At 43.8% G+C, this 19,076-nt stretch carries 17 protein-coding genes (1 of these 17 only partly in view); 7 read left to right on the forward strand and 10 right to left on the reverse strand.

Annotated elements, in window-relative coordinates:
- Positions 1 to 7: 7 nt before the first annotated feature.
- Both UWK_RS09350 and UWK_RS09355 read right to left on the reverse strand, forming a co-directional pair.
- Entirely contained in the window at positions 8 to 583 is a 576-nt protein-coding gene (locus UWK_RS09350) for an acyltransferase (RefSeq protein ID WP_015404128.1), read from the reverse strand.
- A gap of 70 nt (positions 584 to 653) precedes the next feature.
- On the reverse strand, positions 654 to 1,208 hold the full coding sequence (locus UWK_RS09355; RefSeq protein ID WP_153304873.1) for a hypothetical protein: 555 nt from the start codon (positions 1,206 to 1,208) through the stop codon (positions 654 to 656).
- Between the two features lie 248 nt (positions 1,209 to 1,456).
- Here UWK_RS09355 and UWK_RS09360 point away from each other — a divergent pair, with 248 nt between their 5' ends.
- The 3 genes from UWK_RS09360 to UWK_RS09370 all read left to right on the forward strand — a co-directional run bounded on the left by UWK_RS09360 (position 1,457) and on the right by UWK_RS09370 (position 5,931).
- Positions 1,457 to 3,052, forward strand: coding sequence for an FG-GAP-like repeat-containing protein (locus tag UWK_RS09360; protein WP_083907266.1), 1,596 nt, complete (start codon positions 1,457 to 1,459; stop codon positions 3,050 to 3,052).
- A 184-nt stretch (positions 3,053 to 3,236) separates the two neighbouring features.
- Positions 3,237 to 4,388, forward strand: coding sequence for a hypothetical protein (locus UWK_RS09365; RefSeq protein WP_015404131.1), 1,152 nt, complete (start codon positions 3,237 to 3,239; stop codon positions 4,386 to 4,388).
- Positions 4,389 to 4,551: 163 nt separating this feature from the next.
- Positions 4,552 to 5,931, forward strand: coding sequence for an MFS transporter (locus UWK_RS09370; RefSeq protein WP_083907268.1), 1,380 nt, complete (start codon positions 4,552 to 4,554; stop codon positions 5,929 to 5,931).
- A gap of 40 nt (positions 5,932 to 5,971) precedes the next feature.
- Here the strand turns inward: UWK_RS09370 and UWK_RS09375 are convergent, their stop codons facing one another.
- A complete protein-coding gene (locus tag UWK_RS09375; RefSeq protein ID WP_228130006.1) occupies positions 5,972 to 7,801 on the reverse strand; it encodes a response regulator in 1,830 nt (609 codons plus the stop codon).
- A 159-nt stretch (positions 7,802 to 7,960) separates the two neighbouring features.
- Between UWK_RS09375 and UWK_RS09380 the strand changes: the two genes are divergently transcribed.
- The 4 genes from UWK_RS09380 to UWK_RS18480 all read left to right on the forward strand — a co-directional run bounded on the left by UWK_RS09380 (position 7,961) and on the right by UWK_RS18480 (position 12,379).
- Positions 7,961 to 8,356 (forward strand): HEAT repeat domain-containing protein, encoded by a 396-nt coding sequence (locus UWK_RS09380; RefSeq protein ID WP_015404134.1) that lies wholly within the window; start codon positions 7,961 to 7,963, stop codon positions 8,354 to 8,356.
- Entirely contained in the window at positions 8,353 to 10,311 is a 1,959-nt protein-coding gene (locus UWK_RS09385) for an ATP-dependent DNA helicase (protein WP_015404135.1), read from the forward strand. Before UWK_RS09380 ends, UWK_RS09385 begins: the two co-directional genes overlap by 4 nt.
- Before the next feature lie 10 nt (positions 10,312 to 10,321).
- Positions 10,322 to 11,350, forward strand: a complete 1,029-nt coding sequence (locus UWK_RS09390; protein WP_015404136.1) for a polyprenyl synthetase family protein — start codon at positions 10,322 to 10,324, stop codon at positions 11,348 to 11,350.
- Between the two features lie 78 nt (positions 11,351 to 11,428).
- Positions 11,429 to 12,379 carry a divergent polysaccharide deacetylase family protein gene (locus UWK_RS18480; RefSeq protein WP_015404137.1) on the forward strand — a complete coding sequence of 317 codons (951 nt, stop codon included), beginning with the start codon at positions 11,429 to 11,431 and terminating at the stop codon, positions 12,377 to 12,379.
- Between the two features lie 31 nt (positions 12,380 to 12,410).
- Here the strand turns inward: UWK_RS18480 and UWK_RS09400 are convergent, their stop codons facing one another.
- The 7 genes from UWK_RS09400 to UWK_RS09430 form a co-directional block, all read right to left on the reverse strand.
- Entirely contained in the window at positions 12,411 to 14,093 is a 1,683-nt protein-coding gene (locus UWK_RS09400; RefSeq protein ID WP_015404138.1) for a methyl-accepting chemotaxis protein, read from the reverse strand.
- Between the two features lie 216 nt (positions 14,094 to 14,309).
- Complete coding sequence (locus UWK_RS09405; RefSeq protein ID WP_015404139.1) at positions 14,310 to 15,599, reverse strand: AICAR transformylase/IMP cyclohydrolase PurH; 1,290 nt, start codon at positions 15,597 to 15,599, stop codon at positions 14,310 to 14,312.
- A gap of 51 nt (positions 15,600 to 15,650) precedes the next feature.
- Positions 15,651 to 16,757 (reverse strand): 2-iminoacetate synthase ThiH, encoded by a 1,107-nt coding sequence (gene thiH, locus UWK_RS09410; RefSeq protein ID WP_015404140.1) that lies wholly within the window; start codon positions 16,755 to 16,757, stop codon positions 15,651 to 15,653.
- Position 16,758: 1 nt separating this feature from the next.
- Entirely contained in the window at positions 16,759 to 17,541 is a 783-nt protein-coding gene (locus UWK_RS09415) for a thiazole synthase (RefSeq protein ID WP_015404141.1), read from the reverse strand.
- 1 nt (position 17,542) lies between these two features.
- Positions 17,543 to 17,743, reverse strand: a complete 201-nt coding sequence (gene thiS, locus UWK_RS09420; protein WP_015404142.1) for a sulfur carrier protein ThiS — start codon at positions 17,741 to 17,743, stop codon at positions 17,543 to 17,545.
- Between the two features lie 45 nt (positions 17,744 to 17,788).
- On the reverse strand, positions 17,789 to 18,598 hold the full coding sequence (gene thiF / locus UWK_RS09425; protein WP_015404143.1) for a sulfur carrier protein ThiS adenylyltransferase ThiF: 810 nt from the start codon (positions 18,596 to 18,598) through the stop codon (positions 17,789 to 17,791).
- A gap of 19 nt (positions 18,599 to 18,617) precedes the next feature.
- Positions 18,618 to 19,076: the final stretch of a bifunctional UDP-N-acetylglucosamine diphosphorylase/glucosamine-1-phosphate N-acetyltransferase GlmU gene (locus UWK_RS09430; RefSeq protein ID WP_015404144.1), read on the reverse strand. It continues 555 nt past the right edge of the window; the window shows 459 of its 1,014 coding nt (coding positions 556-1,014); its start codon lies off the right edge, out of view — the gene reads right to left on this strand; the stop codon is at positions 18,618 to 18,620.

The raw sequence follows: 19,076 nt of genomic DNA on the forward strand, positions 1-19,076 counted from the left end.
AGGGAAATCAGAATCTGGTATCGTTTAGTTCATCCAGATGAAGGTATTCTTTCAGGCTGAATGCAGGTTTTTCAAAAAAGGTCTTGATTTCAGTCGGAGAGAGTTCCCTTCTGTCGGCGATTTTTTTTGCGGGGACTCCTGCCCATATCTCGTAGGAACCGGGATTTTTTGTCAATACTGATCCAGCTCCAAGAACGAAACCATCCGGGAGGATGGATGCCTGATAGAGGACAATGGCATTTTCATGAATCCATACATCCTTTCCAAAGTATTTGTCCTGCCACACAACGCCGTGTCTTTCCTGAATGGCAAGAAGGGGTTCTCTTCCCTGGTGACAATGATCATGGGTATAAATTCTTGCCCGCGCACCTATCATGCACCATGGACCGATATGAATGGAACCGGTGTTGTCAAGAATTGAAAAACGGCTGATTACTACATTGGTCTGACTTCCGGCTGTAGTGAAGATTTCCGGGGAGAGAATGAGCTTTCCCTTGTGGATATTGGAGTGTGGTCGCCGCCGGCATTCCTTGAGCGACGTTTCAAGTTCTGACTTAGTTTGTGAGGCTCTTTGGAATCGCACGAAGTTTTATGAGTTTAGTATCGTAGAGTATGATTCCAGGGGAAATAGTGAACGGGGTCGAGATTTATGATCAAAAACTCATGGTTAATTTGTTGACAACAATGGTAATGTTGTCCACATCCGTGTAGCTGCTACTTTCTTTGAAAAGTTCACCAGTGTCCATATATCCAAAGTGGACTTCATAGGCAAAATTGTTGAGGAATTTGTAGGCAATACCAAGATCAACTTCCCATCCTATACGTTCGGTGTAATCACGGTCCTGAGCTTGGAGATTGTCGGTCAGTCCTATTGAACTATGAAATGTGATATTGGAAGTTGGGGCGTAGGCAGTCTTCAGGGCAAATCCCTGGTAGTTGTTTTTTTTGTTTATGTTGACATGGGGACTGTTGAGGTAAAGATCTTCCCTGTTGAGAACAGTGTTCATGGCCTCAGAAGAAATATAGAGACTGTGGAAACTGACACTCTTACCTGGGTTGTTCACAGAAGAAGCATTTGAGCTTTCATCACTGAGGGTATAGGCAAGGACTCTGTATTCACCACGTTCTAATCCTTCACCACTGGCAATGGCCGTTACGGCAATGCTCAATAACAAAAAAGTAAGAAGTGTGGAGAGTAATCGTTTCATAGAGAGTTTCAAAACAAAATTGATAAGGTACAAAAAATTTAACTCCATATTATTAATTAGGATTTATTTTGTTATAAGTCAAGGGGAAAAGCTTCGATGCTGGACTTTTTTGAAGGATGATGTTGTGTGACAGACTTGGGCAGGGGGCTCAACAGGTCTTGCTGTATTGTTGATTGCGATGAATGCTGAAGTGCGGTAAAAGTAACTAACTTTTTCTACAATTCAATCGTGTAAATTTATAGAGGTAAATGATGGATAGCTCATTGAAAAAATCCGTAGTTATTTTTCTTATGTCTTTAGTGTGCTCTGTAGCAACGACGGCTGTGTTCGCAACAGAGGTACGACAGGTCGTTTTTTATCCAACGGATGTGAGCGATGCTGGGGATTTTGCTTACCTCCGTGATAGCGTGCGACTCATGCTTGCAAGCAGACTATCCGCCGTTGCAGGCGGTGAGGTAAGGTTTGAGGATGGAGTGAACAAGGGAAGGGATTTCACTTTTTTTAGAGTAATGAGTAGTGTCGTCAGCACCAAAGAAGGTATCCGGCTATCTGTAAAAGCCTTTAAGCCATCTGAAGACGTTTCACTCCAATTTCAATCCATGGCAAATGAAAGCACTGAAATAATGAAGGCCTTGGACGTGCTTGTTGAGGATGTCGGTACCATGCTGTTTCAGGTAGAGCCTCCAAAAGCGATCATCAGGGAACCTGAAAAGGAGGAAAAAGATGTTGCTGATATGGGGACTAGCCACCCTGACAGGGTTTACAAAAGTACCAGCGGCTTTGGTCTTTCAATCAACCAGGATGAGTTTGTCAGCCAGACAGAAGTAGAGGTGAAGGCAACTGAAAGATATAAAAGTAAGGTTCTGCCTTTCCTGGCCAAATGTATGACTGCTGGAGATATCGATGGGGACTTGCATGATGAAATTATAGTTTCCACGAACACAAAACTGTATATTTATCGTTTGCGGGATGAAAAAATTGAGCTCCTTGATACTGTTGCTCTACCAGGAGGCTTAAAGGTTCACGCAGTAAATGTTGCAGATCTGGATAATAATGGGGTGATGGAAATATACCTGAGTAGCACCAGAAAAGAAGAGCCTCGTTCTTCTATTCTGGAATGGCATCCTGTAACCGGAGTGAAGTGGTTATATGAAAATGTGTACTGGTATTTGAGGCCTGTCAATATCCCGGGTGAAGGTGTGGTTCTGGCAGGACAGCAAAGCGGAGTTTCTGGAATGACAGCACCTGGTATCTATCGATTGACTGCGGGGGAAGGAGGAAAGGTTGCAGTTGGTGAACGCTTTTCGCTTCCGGAGTCAGTTGATTTGTTCGATTTTGTTTTTGCAGATTTTGGCGGGGATAAGATGGTGGAGGTTGCAACGATCAATAAGAAGGAACAGCTGCAGGTGTACAATTCTGATTTAAAGTTACTTTACACCTCACCATCTGGCTTTGGCGGCAAGGAGTTACTCAAAGAATATACTGCCCACATTCGTCTGGTTGTCTCAGATTTTGACAACAATGGTCATGATGACATTCTTATCGTCGATAATGAGCTTTATTCTCCGGAGATGATGAATAAAACCCGTTTATATAAAAATGGTCAGGTCCGCGGCTTGAGTTGGGACGGTGTGGGGTTTGCAGAGGTGTGGCATACAAATCTTTTCCCGAATTCCATTATCGATTTTCAGTTTTTTTCTACTTCAAAGATAGATGGGGTTGGGATCGGTCGACTTTTTATTGTTGAACCTGAAAAGGGTGATCTGTTGGAAAAAATTTTCCTCGGTGCGGGAGGGAGTCGTCTGTCTGTATATGGAATGAATTTTATTCCAAAAAGGAATTAGTGACAGTGATACGGGAAAGAGTATAAAAATTTAAACTTTTTATGAAAAAAACTTGACAGGAGCTTGTGCTGCAGATATCATCCATTAAATTGTTTAGTAGACATGGTTGTCTTGTCACCATTGGCGAGCAGCTGAGACGACGCCTTCAGTTTGGTGAAGGTGAAAATTTAAGGAGATAAAAGAGATGAAAAAAGTAATTTGCGCTGTTGCTGCTTTTGCTATGGTTGCTGGTGTCGCTACTGTTGCTTCTGCAGAGGTGAAGTTGAGTGGTGATGCCCGTGCTCGTTTAATTTACAAGGATAACGGTGTAAAAGATTCTTATTCCAAATGGGATTCTCGTTTTCGTGTTGTACTTTCAGCAAGCACTGAGAGTGGAGTTTATGGTAAAGCGCGACTTCGTTTCCTTGATGGTGGATGGGATGGTTCTGGATTGTATGCACCAAGTGGAAAAGTGGCAACAACTACCACAACGCTTCAGAATGCAGCTGGCGAGGACGTTCAAGTTCTTACCAGCCAGACAAATAATAACGTCTGGACAGATTACGCATATTTAGGTTTTAAGACTGGTGCTCTTGATGTAAGTGCAGGACGTCAGCCAACCAACTTCTCAAAATGGTTTAGCTGGGATCAACGTGCAGACCGTCTGAAAGTAATGTACAAAGCTAACGGAATGGTTTTGGCATATACTTATGATCAGCTGAGAGAAACCAATGATTTAAATGATGACAAGTATGTCAATGGTATAACCTATAAGCAGAAATTTAATGATTCCATTAGCATGGGCGTTCGTGCAGTATACGTTATGGATGACATGAATGATAACCGTGATGGTATCAAAGCGTCTGTAAACCTTCCAATGAACTTTGGTGGAAACCAGATTATGGTTGAGGGTTCTTATATAGAAGGTGATGTTATTAACAGTGCAGATGACGCCATGGGTGCTTATGCTTCCTGGAGTTCTAACTTCGGTTCTGTGACCCCAACTGTAATGGTTGGTATGACACAGGATGGTTACATGGCTGATGATGATTTTGGTTGGATCATGATCGGTGCCGCCTGGGGTATCACAGAGATAGCACAGGTTGGTCAGGGTGGCGATACTATCTTTGGTGCCTTCACTGCAGACATGGCAGTGTCTGAACAACTTTCATTACAAGGAAACTTGGTTTATATGGATGTTGATGCTGCTCTTGATGACTCTGTTATTGAGGTTTCTGGTATGGTCAACTACGAAGTAGTTAAGGGAGCAGACCTTAGTTTTAAACTTGGTTACCTTGATTATGCCGATTCTGATTCAGTAATGAATGGTGTAGTTAGATTGGATGTTGGTTTCTAATTTTTAATCAACAGCAATTGTTTTACTAGATTCAGCAGTATGATAAAAACGAGTTCTCATTGAGGACTCGTTTTTTTTTGTCCTTTATTCTTCCTTGAATCCCTTTCTTCTCTTGTCTTCTCTATATAATAAAAACCGCTGGGGAGTCTTTCTTGTAGTTGCGGTGGGGGTATTTCTCTCCACCATGGATAGTTCTATGATTAATGTGGCACTCCCTTCTATTATGCGGAGTTTTGGGACAAGCCTGCCGCAAACGGAATGGGTGGTTTTGATTTATCTTCTTACCATTACTGTTTTTTTGCTGTTTTGGGGACGGATAGCGGATTCACTGGGACTGAGTTCTGTCTATATTGTTGGGATGGCAGTATTTTCTGTTGGTTCTGTGGCCTGTTATTTTTCAGTAACATTAGTGCAACTTATTGCTTTCAGGTTCATACAGGCCATGGGGGCTTCAATGATGATGGCCACTGGACCAGCAATTATTAAAATGGTGTTTCCTATTGACCAGTTGGGGAAAGCTCTTGGGTTGATCGGTGTCTCTACCTCGGTGGGGCTGATGACTGGGCCTCTGATTTCCGGCTTCCTGATTCATAGCTATTCCTGGCGTGAGATTTTCCTGGTTACCCTCCCTGTGAGCCTGTTTGCATGTGGCGCAGGATTGATTTTCCTGAAACCTTTTGCATCGCAGAAAGTTTTTAATAAGGCGAGACATCCCTTCGATTGGGCTGGAATGACCCTTTGGGCCGCACTAATAAGTCTTGCTGTGTTTTTATCCACTAACCATATAGGTGTTTCAGCCGAATTTCTCGTTGTTGAGGCTTTTCTGTGTCTTGTGCTCTTTCTCTTGTTTGCGAGAACGGAGGCAAGAAAGGAAAATCCTCTCTTCCCGATTTCACTTTTTCATAATCACTCATTTGGAATTGCAATATTCTGTGCTGCTCTCTCCTTCGCCGTCCTTTTTGTTGTTCTTATCCTTACTCCATTTTATCTCGATTATGTTTTGTCACTTTCTGCAAAGGACATTGGTTTTGTAATGATGGCGTTGCCAATTTCGGTGTTTTTTGTTTCCCCTCTATCTGGTTTTTTATATAACCATATAGGTGCGCGGTTTCTCACGACCAGCGGACTCACGATTGCAGCCTGTGGTTTGATTCTTTTATGCTTTTTGACGACCGAAAGCTCATCCTTTGATGTGGCTTGGCGTCTGGCCGTTCTAGGTTGCGGTCAGGCCCTTTTCTTGACACCTAACAGTGCGACAGTTTTGGAAAACGTTGGTCCAGGCCAGACCGGGGTGAGTTCGGGGATGTTAGCTACGGCACGAAATCTTGGAATGCTGATAGGGGTGTCTCTTGCCGGACTGCTCTTTGGGGTTATTTTTTCGAGAGTGAGTGGTGGGTTTGATCTTAAACAATACAATCCCTGCTTGGCAGAGAATTTTATGTATGCACTGAAGATGACTTTTGCTATTACCGCAAGTATTTCAATATTTGGGGCTGTGCTCTCGTCTTTGAGAAGGAATGTTCCGCTAACAGAAAGGTCATAAGTGTCAAGTAGTCTGCTGGCTGTAACTGTGGTGTTTTTTTTTATTCCTGATCAGTTTTAGGGAGACTGATTCGTGCAACCATGCCTCCTGTCTCGCCGTGTTCCAGTGAAAAGTGTCCCTGGTGTTCAGCAACAATCTTCTCCACAAGAGTGAGCCCCATTCCGGTTCCGTAGGTTTTTGTTGTAAAGAAAGGATCAGTTGCATGTTCCAGGGTGGAAGATACTATACCGATCCCTGAGTCTTCTATGGTTATTGTGATGTAGGCTTCCTCCTCTTTACACGTTATTGTCAGAATGCCACCAGATGGCATTGCTTCTATCCCGTTCCTGATTAGGTGAAGAAGCATTTGTCGTATCAGCTTTGCATCTATAAACATTACTGGGTCAGGAGATGGCAGGTTCAGTTGATAAAGTATGGATTGTTTTTTCATCGATCCGTAAAAAAGTAGAATACTTTTACGGATGAGTGGATAGAGTTGCTGCTTTGACTTGTCGGGTTTGTCATCGTCGACAAAATTAAATAAATCATCAAGAGTAGATTCAATCTTAGCAGTTTCCATAATCATCATATCCAGAAATTTCTGGTTTTTGTGATCATGATTTTTTTTTCCGAGTAATCTTGCAATTCCACCTATAGAGGTTATGGGGTTACGAATGGCATGAACAAGCTGTGCTGACATATGGCCAAGTGCTGAATAACGTTCGGCATCAATAAGTAGATCCTTATTTTTTTCAAGTTCCTGTGTTACCTCTTCAAGCTCTGTTATCTTGTTTTGCATATCCTTGTAAAGATGGCTGTGTTCAATAGCCAGGCTTGCCTGATTTGCAAATACTTCCAAAGAGTTGATATCATCTTCAGTTATCGGATGTGCTGTGACAAAGTTATCGGCAATAATTACACCGAGTGATTTATTGGGCGAGAACAGAGGAGTAATGATAAAGTTATCTTCGTTGAAGATCTGTAAGAGTTGTTCTGATATTCGCTGATCTCCATTGAATCCGTTCTGGATGAGAATACTTTTGCGGTTGCTGCATGCCTGAATAAGAACATGATCCTGATTTTCTGCAGGGATTTTTAAATTTTGAATAATTGCATTTAATTCTGCATCATTATTCATGTAGGATGTCTTGACCTTGTCGAGAATATCAGTAAGGTGCAGGTTATCTTTTTTTATTCCATCCCAAACTCGGCTGGCATCTGCTCGGGAATTGGGGCCTATGGCCATTTTACCCTGCAGTTCTATGTTGTCGTCATTGAAGAGCAGGAGGAAGGCCCTGTTGAATCGTAAGCCTTCTTCGGCTGTGATGCCAACAAGAATGGATTGGAGGACTGAGTTCAACTCAATGCTGTTTAAGTAAGCACTATTCATTTTAAGATTGAGTTGATGAAGAAATCTTGTACGGTAATTAGTGAGTTCGAGCTGTTTTTGATAGCGGCGGTTATCAATGATAAGTTTTCGTTTTTGGAGAGAGTTTCTAACTGCCAGGCTAAATTCGTCAAGGGTTACCGGTTTCACAAGATAATCATCTGCCCCCTGACGTAAACAACTGAGTGCAACTTCTAAATCAGTGGTTCCAGTCAGCATGATTATGCTGAGGTCAGGGTAGAGGGGGATGAGTTCTTTTAGGAGTTCGGTACCGTCACGGTCAGGGAGGCCAATGTCAAGTAGAACAAGTGCCACTGTTTCCCGTTGAAGGATCAGGTATAGTTCGGCTGCGCTGGATGCTGTAAAAACGGTGAAACCTTCATTACTGAGAAGGGTTTCAAAGATAAAGACGATTTCCTGTGAGTCGTCAACTATGACAATGGATTCACCAGGATCAAGATAGTTTCTCGAATGGTTTGTTCCATTATCGATAACTGTCGTCACAGAGTCAACCATTGGGAATTGTGTTGATTAGACTGAAGTTGAATGTTAACAAATTTAAAGGATTATACATTAATGATTGTACAGTGCTTGCGGAAAAAGGAAAGAAAAAATCGAAGACAATTGCTATTAAATGGTTAGTGATTGGAAAGTGGAGAGCATGTGAAAAAGGAAGTAAGTGATAGGGAGTTGAAAAAGATTGTTGCAGATTTCCTGGAGATGGGACATGTCGACAATATCTTTGAAATGTTTAAGCGCGACAAAAGCTATTATTGCTGGACTGGAGAGTTGCTTGATGACGAACGGTTCGGTGTTCGTTTAGGCATTACTGTCCTCTTTGAGGAATTGAAACTTCATTGTGAGGATGACATTCATCTCGCCGTGGATTCACTTTGCAATGCACTTAAAGAGAGTCCACCCCATGTTCGTGGCGACGCCGTAAATATTTTAGGGATCATAGGAAGTGAAGATGCACTTGTCTGTGTTCGTAATGCGCTGGAGGATGATTCTCCACAGGTTCGGGAAGTAGCCAAAGACGTTTTGGAGGAATGTGAGTGAAGGATGTTTTTGCTGAAGGGGGGAAGCTCTCGTCAGAATTAAAAGGGTTCGAGCCGAGAGTCGGGCAGCAGGTAATGGCTGAGGCAGTGGCAGAGATTCTGGCTGAGGGGAACGAAAGAACTGATGGGCGCGCCTCACTCCTTCTCGTTGAGGCGGAAACCGGAATCGGAAAAACATTAGCATACCTCGTGCCAGCCCTTCTTTCAGGACAACGTGTTGTTATCTCAACAGCAACAATCAACCTTCAGGATCAGATTGTTAAAAAAGAAATACCTTTGCTTGAAACAGCACTGGAGATGGACATTCCTGCACTTTGCGTTAAGGGGCGTCAGAATTATCTTTGCCATTATCGTTGGTTTCAGTACTGTTCAAATCCTCAAATGTCCCTGTTGGAGGATGATGATATTTCCAAAATTGAGAAATGGTTGCAGAAAACAGAAAGCGGTGACAGGGCTGAACTCGCATGGCTTCCCGATCGTTCACCCCTGTGGCCAAAGATTTCTGCTCAGTCAAATCAATGTATGGGCAGCGATTGTCCAGAATTCCAACTCTGCTTTGTCAATCGTTTACGAAAACGTGCAGGTTCTGCACGAATCCTCATTGTAAATCATCATCTTTTTTTCTCGGATCTGGCACTACGACAAAAAGGGTTTGCTGAGATTTTACCACGCTACCAGGCAGTAGTCTTTGATGAGGCACATCATCTTGAGAATGTTGCTACAGATTTTTTTGGTAAGCATTTCAGTCATTATCAATTGATCGATCTTATCGGTGATATTGAACGACACGCAGAAACTGATCTGGAAGCGTCTGTGTATGATCGACTTATCGGTTCTACTCGTGGTCTCAGGCAGCGACTTGATAATTTTACTGCCCTCTTTCCTGTAGAGAAAGGTCGATATCCATTAACACCACTTGTTGAAAAGCTTGAAGCGTTTGGTTGGCAGGAGGCACTCACCGGGCTCACTCAGGGGCTGAGCACACTTGCCGTGAGGTGTGTAGACCTTGCAGGTCATGGAGAAATCTGGAATCTGTTGTCAGATCGTGCCATCGAGCTTCAAAATATTCTCCTTCATATTGCAAAGCCAGGGGAGGAAGAAGAGGGATATTTTATTCGCTGGTATGAAAGACGTGAAAGAACCGTCAGTCTTTCAGCAACACCTGTTAAGGTTGCAGAAGAATTAGAAAATTGTCTCTATAACTCTGTGCAGTCCTGCATTATGACATCTGCCACTTTAACAACCGGTGGAACATTTAAGTATATGCAGGAGCGCCTTGGTATTGATGATACCTGTAAAACATTGCGTCTGCAGTCCCCCTTTGACTACACGGGTAGAACTTTGTTATATGTACCGGAACAGGGGTTTCCCGAGGCAACCGCAATACATTATAATGCATCTTTAAATGATCGTATTTATGAGTTATTAAAGATCAGCAAAGGTCGGGCACTGGTACTTTTTACTAGCATAAGGGCAATGGATTTTGCTGCAGGGTATCTCAGGGGGAAACTCTTATATCCGCTTCTTGTGCAGGGAACAGCGTCCCGTCATGCATTGCTGGATGAGTTTCGTGAGACCAATGAGTCGGTGCTGCTTGCAGTTGCATCTTTCTGGGAGGGAGTCGATGTCTCTGGAGATTCTTTAAGCTGTGTAATTATAGATAAACTTCCATTCGAAGTACCAAGTGATCCAGTGATTCAGGCAAGGATGAAGGCTATCGAAGCGGATGGGGGAAAGCCTTTTTTTCAGTTCCAGATTCCACGGGCCATTCTTACTCTACGTCAGGGGGTGGGTAGGCTTATGCGTTCTACGAGTGACCGTGGAATAATCGGGATTTTGGATATTCGTTTGTATTCAAAAGGCTATGGAAGAATTTTTCGTGCTAGTCTACCGCCATCTCCTGTGGTACGAACACTTGAAGCTGTGGAAGATTTCTTTACAAGAGAACAAAAATAAGGATAAGAAAATGGCGGATGTCACCAATGCAGGTGTGCCGGAACTATTGCAGGCTATCGCTCCGGAAGTGGAAAAAATTGAACAGATCATGCTGCAGGATTTACGTGAGGCATCAGCCGGGGCGGATCCTCTGTTACGAGAAGTTCTGGAGTATGGTCTTTTGAACGGCGGTAAGCGCCTTCGCCCACTTCTTGTAGTTCTTGCCGCACGTCTGTGCGGATTTAAAGAGGAAAATGACGACAAGGAGACCCTCTACAAGTTAGCCATTGCTTTTGAATACCTCCATTGTGCCACCCTTTTTCATGATGACGTTATTGATCGAGCGGATATGCGCCGTGGAAAGCCATCGGTAAATGAAAAATTTGGTACGATTGCTGCTATTCTTGGCGGTGATTTTCTTCATTCCCGTTCCATGTTTCTTATCGGATCGCTTGGTGGGCGAAAAGCACTCCAGATATTTTGCAACGCTACAAATGCCATGGTTGATGGTGAATTCCTTCAGCTTCGTAATGCCCAAAACTATAATCTCTCAGAAGATGATTATTTGGCCGCGGTAAAAGGAAAAACTGCTTTACTTATTGCTGCGACCTGTGAGATAGGAGCTATTGCCGCAGGTGCAAGTACCGCAAAGCAGTTGGCACTGGCACAGTATGGAATCAGTCTTGGAACTGCGTTCCAGATAGTTGATGATCTTCTGGACTATATGGGAGATGTCGCTAAAACCGGCAAAGTAATTGGAAATGATTTTCAGGAAGGAAAAATGACTCTTCCTGTTATTCTGACTATCGCTGAGGCGAATACAGAAGATAAGGCGAGCCTTCTATTTCTCTTGGAAAATACAAGTGCACGTCGGGATGGTTTTCCTGAGGCCTTCGAAATTATACAGAGATATGACGGGTTTGGAAGAAGCAGAAAAAGTGCTGAGTCAGTTGTTGCAAAGGCTGTAGCCGGGCTTGAAATATTCTCAGGAAAAAACGTCTCGCCAATCCTTACAATCTTTAAAGCATTGGCTCAATATGTGTTGACTAGAGAGAAATAATACTAAACTATTCATTGTATACTGTGAAGGGATCTCCCTAAACAAATATTTTGTATTGATTTGATTGAAGTGTGAATTATGAACAGAAATGTCAGGAAAAAAAGAAAACCGGTTGTTCGGGGTAAAAAGAAAAATAAAAAAAAATCATTACTAACCGTCAGAATATTTTCCTTTTTTATTCTTCTTGGTTTGCTGCTTTTTTCAATGGGAGCTGCAGGATATGTGATTTTTTTCAGAACTACTCTTGCGCATGGTTCACCCCTTGAGGAGTCGAATAGTAATATAGTTTTTGAGGAACCCTATCCGGCAATTCCGGTGTTTCCATCTGATGTTCCTCCGGTCCGTGATTCAACTCTGCCAATGGTTGCAATCATAATTGATGACATGGGCTATCATAAAGAGATTGGCGCCAGATTACTTGCTCTCCCCCTGAACCTCACGTTTTCATTTTTAGCTGCAGCCCCTTTCACGCCAGAACTGGAAGAAAAGGCGTTTCAGGCGGGACGAGTAATAATGTTGCACCAGCCCATGGAGCCAAAAAGCAAAGAGTGGGATCCCGGTTCCGGGGCGCTGTTTGTCGGGCAGAGTGACGAGGTACAAAAACAACTCTTTCAACAGAATCTCCAGGCTGTTCCTCATGCGGTTGGTGTAAATAACCATATGGGTTCATTATATACTGAAAACAGGGCGGCAATGGACAGTTTAATGGTAGCTGTGCGTGAGCAGGGCTTGTTTTTTGTGGACAGTTATACCACTGCTGATAGTCAGGGACTTAAGGCAGCAATAGCTGCTGGTGTACCCACTGCGAGAAGGCATATTTTCCTGGATAATGTACATTCGCAGGATAAGGTTTGTAAACAACTGAAAAAACTGGTGAAGAGTGCAGAGGATAATGGCTGGGCCATTGGGATCGGTCATCCGAATGAAGCGACTCTGGCTGCCCTGACGAATTGTCAGGACAGCCTGTTGAAACGTGTACATCTTGTGAGTGCTCAAGAGTTATTATTCAGGTTGAATCACCCTGAATAATCAAAATAACTGTTTTCCGGTCAAGTAGATTTTATTTCGAATCCCTAACGGTAAATTGGGTTACCATATCTTTTAGAATAGCGGCAATACTGGCAAGCTCTTTGGCACTTTCTTTTACAGTGTCACCAGTTTTAGAAAGTTCTCCTGTAAGCTCAGACATTTCCGTAATATCATGGGCAATTTCCACCGAGGCACTTGAACTCTGGGCGACATTTTCGTTCACCTCGCCAATACCCATTGCTGCCTGTTGGATGTTTTCCGCGATTTCGTTTGTGGTTGCAGTTTGTTCGGCAACAGATACAGTGATCCCAGCAACGATTTCATCTACCCGGCCAATTACTTCCGTAATTTGTCGAATCTCAGCAACGGTTTCATCGGTGGAGCCCTGCATTAATTCAATGGATGTCCTGATTTCACCGGTGGCTGCTGCTGTCTGTTTCGCAAGCTCTTTGATTTCATTGGCGACGACCGCAAATCCTTTACCGGCCTCTCCGGCCCGGGCTGCTTCTATGGTCGCATTTAGGGCTAGCAGGTTAGTCTGATCAGATATTTCTGTTATAACTCCAGTTACTTTTGAAATCTGGTTGGCAGCCTCTCCAAGGGCGTCGACCTTTATCGATGAGCTGTTTGCAAGCTTAACGGCATCTTCTGTAATACTCCTTGCTTCTTTAGTTTTTGCGTCTACCTCCGCAATGGACCTGGTGACTTCTTCTGAAGCAGTGGCAACAATATTTACATTTGTGGAGGCCTCTTCACTTGCAGCAGCAACTGAATTCATATTGCCACTCAACTGTTCAGTTGCAGCAGCCACAGAGCTTGCACGACTGCAAACGTTAGCACTGTTTGCCGACATGGATTGAGCAATATTATTCAATTCATCTGAAGTAGAAGAAAGGCCAAGAACTTCGGTGTTCATATTGCCAATCATGATGTTGAGTTTGTCTGCCATCTTGTTCAGTGCCGTGGCAAGGAGACCAAGTTCATCTTTCTGCTGGAACTCAAGACGTTTGGTAAGGTTCCCGGCAGCAAGAGATTCGGCAAGTCCAACTGATAGCTTAAGGGTTGTACTTATTTTCCTGGAAAGGAAAAAACTGAATAGAAAAGAGAGAAGAATTGAAAGAATTGTCAGTCCGATGATCATCTGGATTTTCGTTCCGATTCCCGCCTGCACTTCTTTGTTTCCAGTAATACTGGCAGTTGTTATCTCCTCTGAAATCTGTTGAAGTACTGCCTTGATTCCCTGTATGGATTCGCGGGATTTACTGTTATAGATTTCCATGGCCTCATCCTTGAAACCGTCATTTGAATCTACTGCCTCCTGAATTTCTCGGGCAGAATCGTGGAGATCTTTGTGAGGTCTTTCAAGCTGTTTGAGAAGAGGGGCGATACTGGGGAGTATAGTCTCGGCCTGTTTTCTTTCTTTTCCGTAGAGCCATTTACCGAGTTTGCAGGCACGATCATCCGTTGAGACACTTAATGTAGTGGCATTTTCGTCAAGAAGAAAGATAATGACCTTGTTCTGCCAGTTGATGTGATCAATTTCACGTGCCAGCATTATTTGTTCAAGGTTATTCAGGTAGCTATTATGATCGATTTTGGTTGAAAGGTCATTGAAACCTTTCCAACTCACGCTACTGATAATAATCAGCAAAAGGCCAGCAAAACCAAAACCGATAGAAAGTTTTTTTGCTATAGATAGATCATTCCAACTCATTACACCATCTCCTGTGGGATGTTTTTCTATTCAATATTTCGACAAACGAACACATAACAATGTCCTTCAATATTCTATGTTAAATGAACCATAGGGGAAAGGGATTTTTTCTCTATGACGAAAAAAGCTCGAAAAAAATTACAAGGGTAGGGAAGTGTACAAAGAAAAAGCATTGAGTGGGAGGGGATTCCCACTCAATGTTCGGGGAGATCGATTTTAGTGCTTAAATGAACGCTGTCCGGTGAACATCATGGCAACTTTGGGGTCAGCTTCGTTACAGGCAGTAATAACATCTGAATCACGCATTGACCCACCAGCCTGCAATATGGCTGTACAGCCCTGGTTGATTCCAACATCTGCACCATCCCTGAAGGGGAAGAATGCATCTGAAATCATAACAGAACCTGGAAGGTTTGCCCTGTCCTCTAAAACCTTAGCGTCAATCGTTTCTTTGTCAGCAATATCACGTTTTCCCTGGGTTATTTCCAGGCAAAGATCAGCGTAAGGGATTTTGTGAGTATCAAAACAGACGATATCAGCGTATTTGATATAGGCTTTGTGGACAGCAATTTCTGCAACACCGACTCTGTCCTGCTCGCCCGTTCCAATTCCTACTGTGCAACCATCCTTGATGTAAAGAACAGAGTTTGAGGTCACCCCATGTTCAATCGCCCAACCAAAGATCATATCGTCAATTTCCCTTTGTGTCGGTTGACGGTCACATTTGTATTCCACCCCTTTTCTGGTGGCAGTGGCCGGTTTCAGGTCGTTTATTGAGCGGATGGAGTTTACTGCGGATTGCTGAGCGATAATTCCTCCATCAATAAGGCTTTTAAAATCAATAAAGCGAAATTTCTCAAAGTCGGCTAGGCGATCAATGGCTCCCATTTTAATGACACGCAGATTTTTACGGGCTGCAAGAATCTCAAGGGCTCCATCTTCAAAATCAGGGGCGCAGACAACTTCAAGATAATTTTCAGCCATCATCCGTGCTGTGTCGATGTCCACTGCTCGGTTAATGATAACAGCACCACCAAATGCAGCGATACGGTCACAACGATTGGCTTTGTCGTATGCACTACTCAGGCTCTCACCTATGGCAGCTCCACAGGGATTGTTGTGCTTGAGAATGACAGCAGCTGGTTTCTCGGTGAGATATTTAATAATATTAAGGCCATTATCAACATCGGTCAAATTGATTTTTCCCGGATGTTTTCCGACCTGCAGCATATCCTGTACATCAATGGCAGAAACAAGACCATTACCAGGTTCAATAAATTTACAGTCTCCCAAAGTTAGGTTTCCATTGACCAGTTCATACAAAGCTGCCTCCTGATCGGGATTCTCGCCATAACGGATACCGCGTTCATCAATTGAACCATCTTCCATTTTAATTCCCCAGGTACGCTTACGGTAAACGAGTTTTTGGTCACCAAAGGAAATGGTCATATCCATGGGGAAGCTATCTCCAAGGATGGTGGTGTACATCTTTTTAATATCACTCATGATGAATTGCTCCGTTTAGGTTGAGAGTTGAAAAAGTTTGAAGTTGTTGATTTATGATGTGGTTATCTGAAAACTGCTATCCCAGTCTTTGTATACGGGGTCATAGCCCTTTTCTCTGATCATTGTACTGACTTCCTGGAGGGATCTGTGATCCCCGACACTGAATTGTTCCGCCTCAGAGTCGGAATCTCCATAACCACCGGGGGCAGTGCAGGAACCTGCCGAATAGCGTGTGGGACCGAGTTTCAGCATTCCGTCACGATAGCGGGCTTCCTCTCTGGTGGAAACAATGAGCCCAACATCTTGATCAAAGAGACGAAGGGCAAATATTAACTGGCTGAGATTGCTTTCAGTTACTATTTCCAGGGGCTCAAATTCTCCGGTTGCTGGTCGCATACGGGGAAAGGAAACAGTAAATGCGGTTGACCAGAATGTTTTGCGCAACCAGTTCAGGTGATGGCCAATTGCAAGACCCTCGGCACGCCAGTCAGAAAGGCCCAGAAGGGCACCAATACCAACTTCCCGCATACCTGCCTCTGCCACGCGGGCGGGGGTTTCAAGGCGATAGTCAAAGTCACTCTTTTTCCCTGAAAGATGAACCCGTTTGTACATATCTCGGTCATAGGTTTCCTGATAAACAGCAACGGCTGTAATACCGGCCAGAAACAGTCGCTGGTAGTGTTCTGTGGACAGAGGTTGAATTTCTATGGAGACGGCTGCAAATTTATTTCGTAACCTGAGAGCAATTGCCTCCATATATTCAACGTCAACGGCGTTTTCTGCTTCCCCCGAAACCAGTAAAATATGCTGGAATCCGCGTTCATGGAGGATCATTGCTTCCTTTTCGGCTTCATCGAGTGTCAAGCATTTGCGTTTTATACGGTTGTCTGCCGAAAAACCACAGTATACACAGCGATTGGTGCAGTAATTGGAAAGATAGATAGGGGCATAGAGCTGGGTAGTTTTCCCAAAACGGGCAAGAGTTATTTCTGAAGATCTTGCGGCCATCTGTTGCAGGTAGGGTTCTGCGGCTGGAGATATTAACGCAGCAAGGTCATTAAGGTTCAGCCGTGTAGCATTTAGCGCTTGTTCAACATCGGCAGAAGTTGCACTCTTTATCTGTTCTCGGAGCTGATTGAAGTCGGGTGATTGAAACATATCAGGCTAAAAAACCAAGATCTGAGGAGAGGGTTCCGGTAACAGGAGAGGATGCACTTGCCTGTTTACTTCTTCGACCCATTCCGGCGATGTAGGCTGTTCTGCCTGCTTCAACTGCCTTGGCAAATGCTGCGGCCATGGCTACGGGATCACCGGCAATCGAGATTGCAGTATTCACAAGTACTGCATCGGCACCCATTTCCATGGCATAGGCTGCATGTGATGGAGCACCTATTCCGGCATCAACGACAACGGGAACACGAGCCTGTTCTATTATTATTTCAATCATGGCGTCAGTAAGTACACCTTGATTTGTACCTATGGGCGACCCTAGTGGCATGACAGCTGCGGCACCGGCATCCTGAAGTTTGAGGGCAAGGATGGGATCAGCGTTCATGTAGGGAAGAACGATGAAGCCGGCTTTGACGAGTTCTTCAGTTGCAATGAGGGTTTCGACAGGATCGGGTAGTAAAGTTCTGGGGTCTGGGGTGACTTCGAGCTTCAGCCACGACGAACCGGAAGCTGCACGTGCCAGGTGAGCGAGGCGTATGGCTTCATTAGCATTTCTCGCACCAGATGTGTTTGGAAGAAATGTGTAGTCACGCTGGCTTAAGGCCTTCATGATATCATCTTCAGGATTGTCGAGGTTGACGCGGCGCAAAGCCACAGTAACCATTTGACAATCAGACGCTGCAATAGCTTCAGCCATAACAGCAGATGAGGAAAATTTTCCGGTTCCAAGGAAAAGTCGGGAACGAAAGTCAGTTCCAGCAATGGTCAGCATATCAGCCGCCTCCAACAAATCGTATTATTTCGACCCTGTCATCTTCAGCAAGTTCTGTCTTGTTGTAAGAGTCCGGGGTAACAATGGAAGTGTTCAATTCAACAACAACTGTGTCAGGGGGAAGTCCAAGATCTGTTAATAAGTCAGATATGGTTGATATATCCTGAATAGATTTGCTGTTGCCGTTTACTGTAATGTTCATACCAGTTGCAATGTGATGCAAATTGAATTGTTAAAATGTAAAAAATCAGTTTCGTTTTTGTTCTGTACCAAGAAGTATGCGAAGAGCTTGATTTGCTTGATGATGTGCAGCAATACCAACTCTAGGAGCCATCAGTCCCATTCCAGGGCAGGCTTCAGAAGTTTTATCGCCGACAATAAATATCCCTGGTCGCACCATCGTCGTGACAATGGTGTTATTGTCACCGAAACCAGCCATACCTGAAGAACCGACATAGGACACTCGATCCATTGTATTTAAAATTGATCTAAGGGTAGCAGCCTTCATAACCGGGTCATCAAAACATTCAATCAAAACATCCACGTCACTGAATAGTTGTGGCAGTCGTGCTTCTGTCAAGTACTCATTGATGAGTTCCAGTGAGATCGAAGGATTCATTCTCAGAAGGTTTTCCTCCAGTGCTTCAGTCTTAAGCATCCCTATTTGATCAACAAAATAATGTTGCCGGTTGAGGTTGCTTGGCTCCACAACATCATAATCGGATAAGAGCATCTTGCCAATACCGATTTTTGCCATAGCACCAGCAACTGCAGATCCAAGACCTCCAAGTCCAAGGATAGCAATAGTGGAGCTCCTGATTTTTTTTTGTATACCTGGAGTATGCCGTGCTGAAAGAAGAGCGTCCCTTTCTTTGTCTGTTGGCACTATACCCTTTTGAATAAAAGAGCATGAATCGCCATCCTGAACAACGGTATCTGGCGGTACCGGAAAACCGTTGAGAATGAAAATGTCGGCGGAAGGTTTATGTATGGCAGCGAGTGCTCCAATGGTGTGACCTGGAGAGAAAGGGTACTCTTGTTCATTGAGTGAAATCACGCTGTTTTCGAAAAATAGCTCAGGATTGACTGTGGGGTGGAAAAACAGAATTGACAGGAATTTTACAATGATTCAAGCAACTGTAGGCGCCAATTGTGCTCTGTGCACCAATAACGGCATTATATAGAAGTACTCCAGTTCCAATTTCGCATCCGCTTTCTATTAATGAATGTCCAGAGATTTCTACGCCCGGGTGTAATATCACATCCTTTCCAACTGTAGACTCGGGGGATACCTGAATTGTTTCAGGATTAATCATGGTGATGCCTTCAGCCATAAGGCTACGGTTTCTTCGTAATTGCAGTTCGTGATGTGCTTTGGAGAGTTCAAGTCTGGAATTAACTCCAAGAACATCGTGAGGCGCGGGATTAACAAATTTATGGACTGGATGGTTGTCAGCAACTGCCAGAGCAATAATATCTGTAAGGTACACCTCACCCTGGCTGTTATCGGTTCCTATCTCTTTGAGATGCTTAAA

Origin of the sequence: Desulfocapsa sulfexigens DSM 10523 (assembly GCF_000341395.1) — a bacterium.
Taxonomy (GTDB): domain Bacteria; phylum Desulfobacterota; class Desulfobulbia; order Desulfobulbales; family Desulfocapsaceae; genus Desulfocapsa; species Desulfocapsa sulfexigens.

Bases quoted from the DNA above. Each gene is read 5' to 3' on its own strand.
- UWK_RS09355 (WP_153304873.1), bottom strand. From the start codon at position 1,208: ATGAAACGATTACTCTCCACACTTCTTACTTTTTTGTTATTGAGCATT.
- UWK_RS09360 (WP_083907266.1), top strand. From the start codon at position 1,457: ATGATGGATAGCTCATTGAAAAAATCCGTAGTTATTTTTCTTATGTCT.
- UWK_RS09365 (WP_015404131.1), top strand. From the start codon at position 3,237: ATGAAAAAAGTAATTTGCGCTGTTGCTGCTTTTGCTATGGTTGCTGGT.
- UWK_RS09390 (WP_015404136.1), top strand. From the start codon at position 10,322: ATGGCGGATGTCACCAATGCAGGTGTGCCGGAACTATTGCAGGCTATC.
- UWK_RS18480 (WP_015404137.1), top strand. From the start codon at position 11,429: ATGAACAGAAATGTCAGGAAAAAAAGAAAACCGGTTGTTCGGGGTAAA.
- UWK_RS09400 (WP_015404138.1), bottom strand. From the start codon at position 14,093: ATGAGTTGGAATGATCTATCTATAGCAAAAAAACTTTCTATCGGTTTT.
- UWK_RS09405 (WP_015404139.1), bottom strand. From the start codon at position 15,599: ATGAGTGATATTAAAAAGATGTACACCACCATCCTTGGAGATAGCTTC.
- thiH (WP_015404140.1), bottom strand. From the start codon at position 16,757: ATGTTTCAATCACCCGACTTCAATCAGCTCCGAGAACAGATAAAGAGT.
- UWK_RS09415 (WP_015404141.1), bottom strand. From the start codon at position 17,541: ATGCTGACCATTGCTGGAACTGACTTTCGTTCCCGACTTTTCCTTGGA.
- thiS (WP_015404142.1), bottom strand. From the start codon at position 17,743: ATGAACATTACAGTAAACGGCAACAGCAAATCTATTCAGGATATATCA.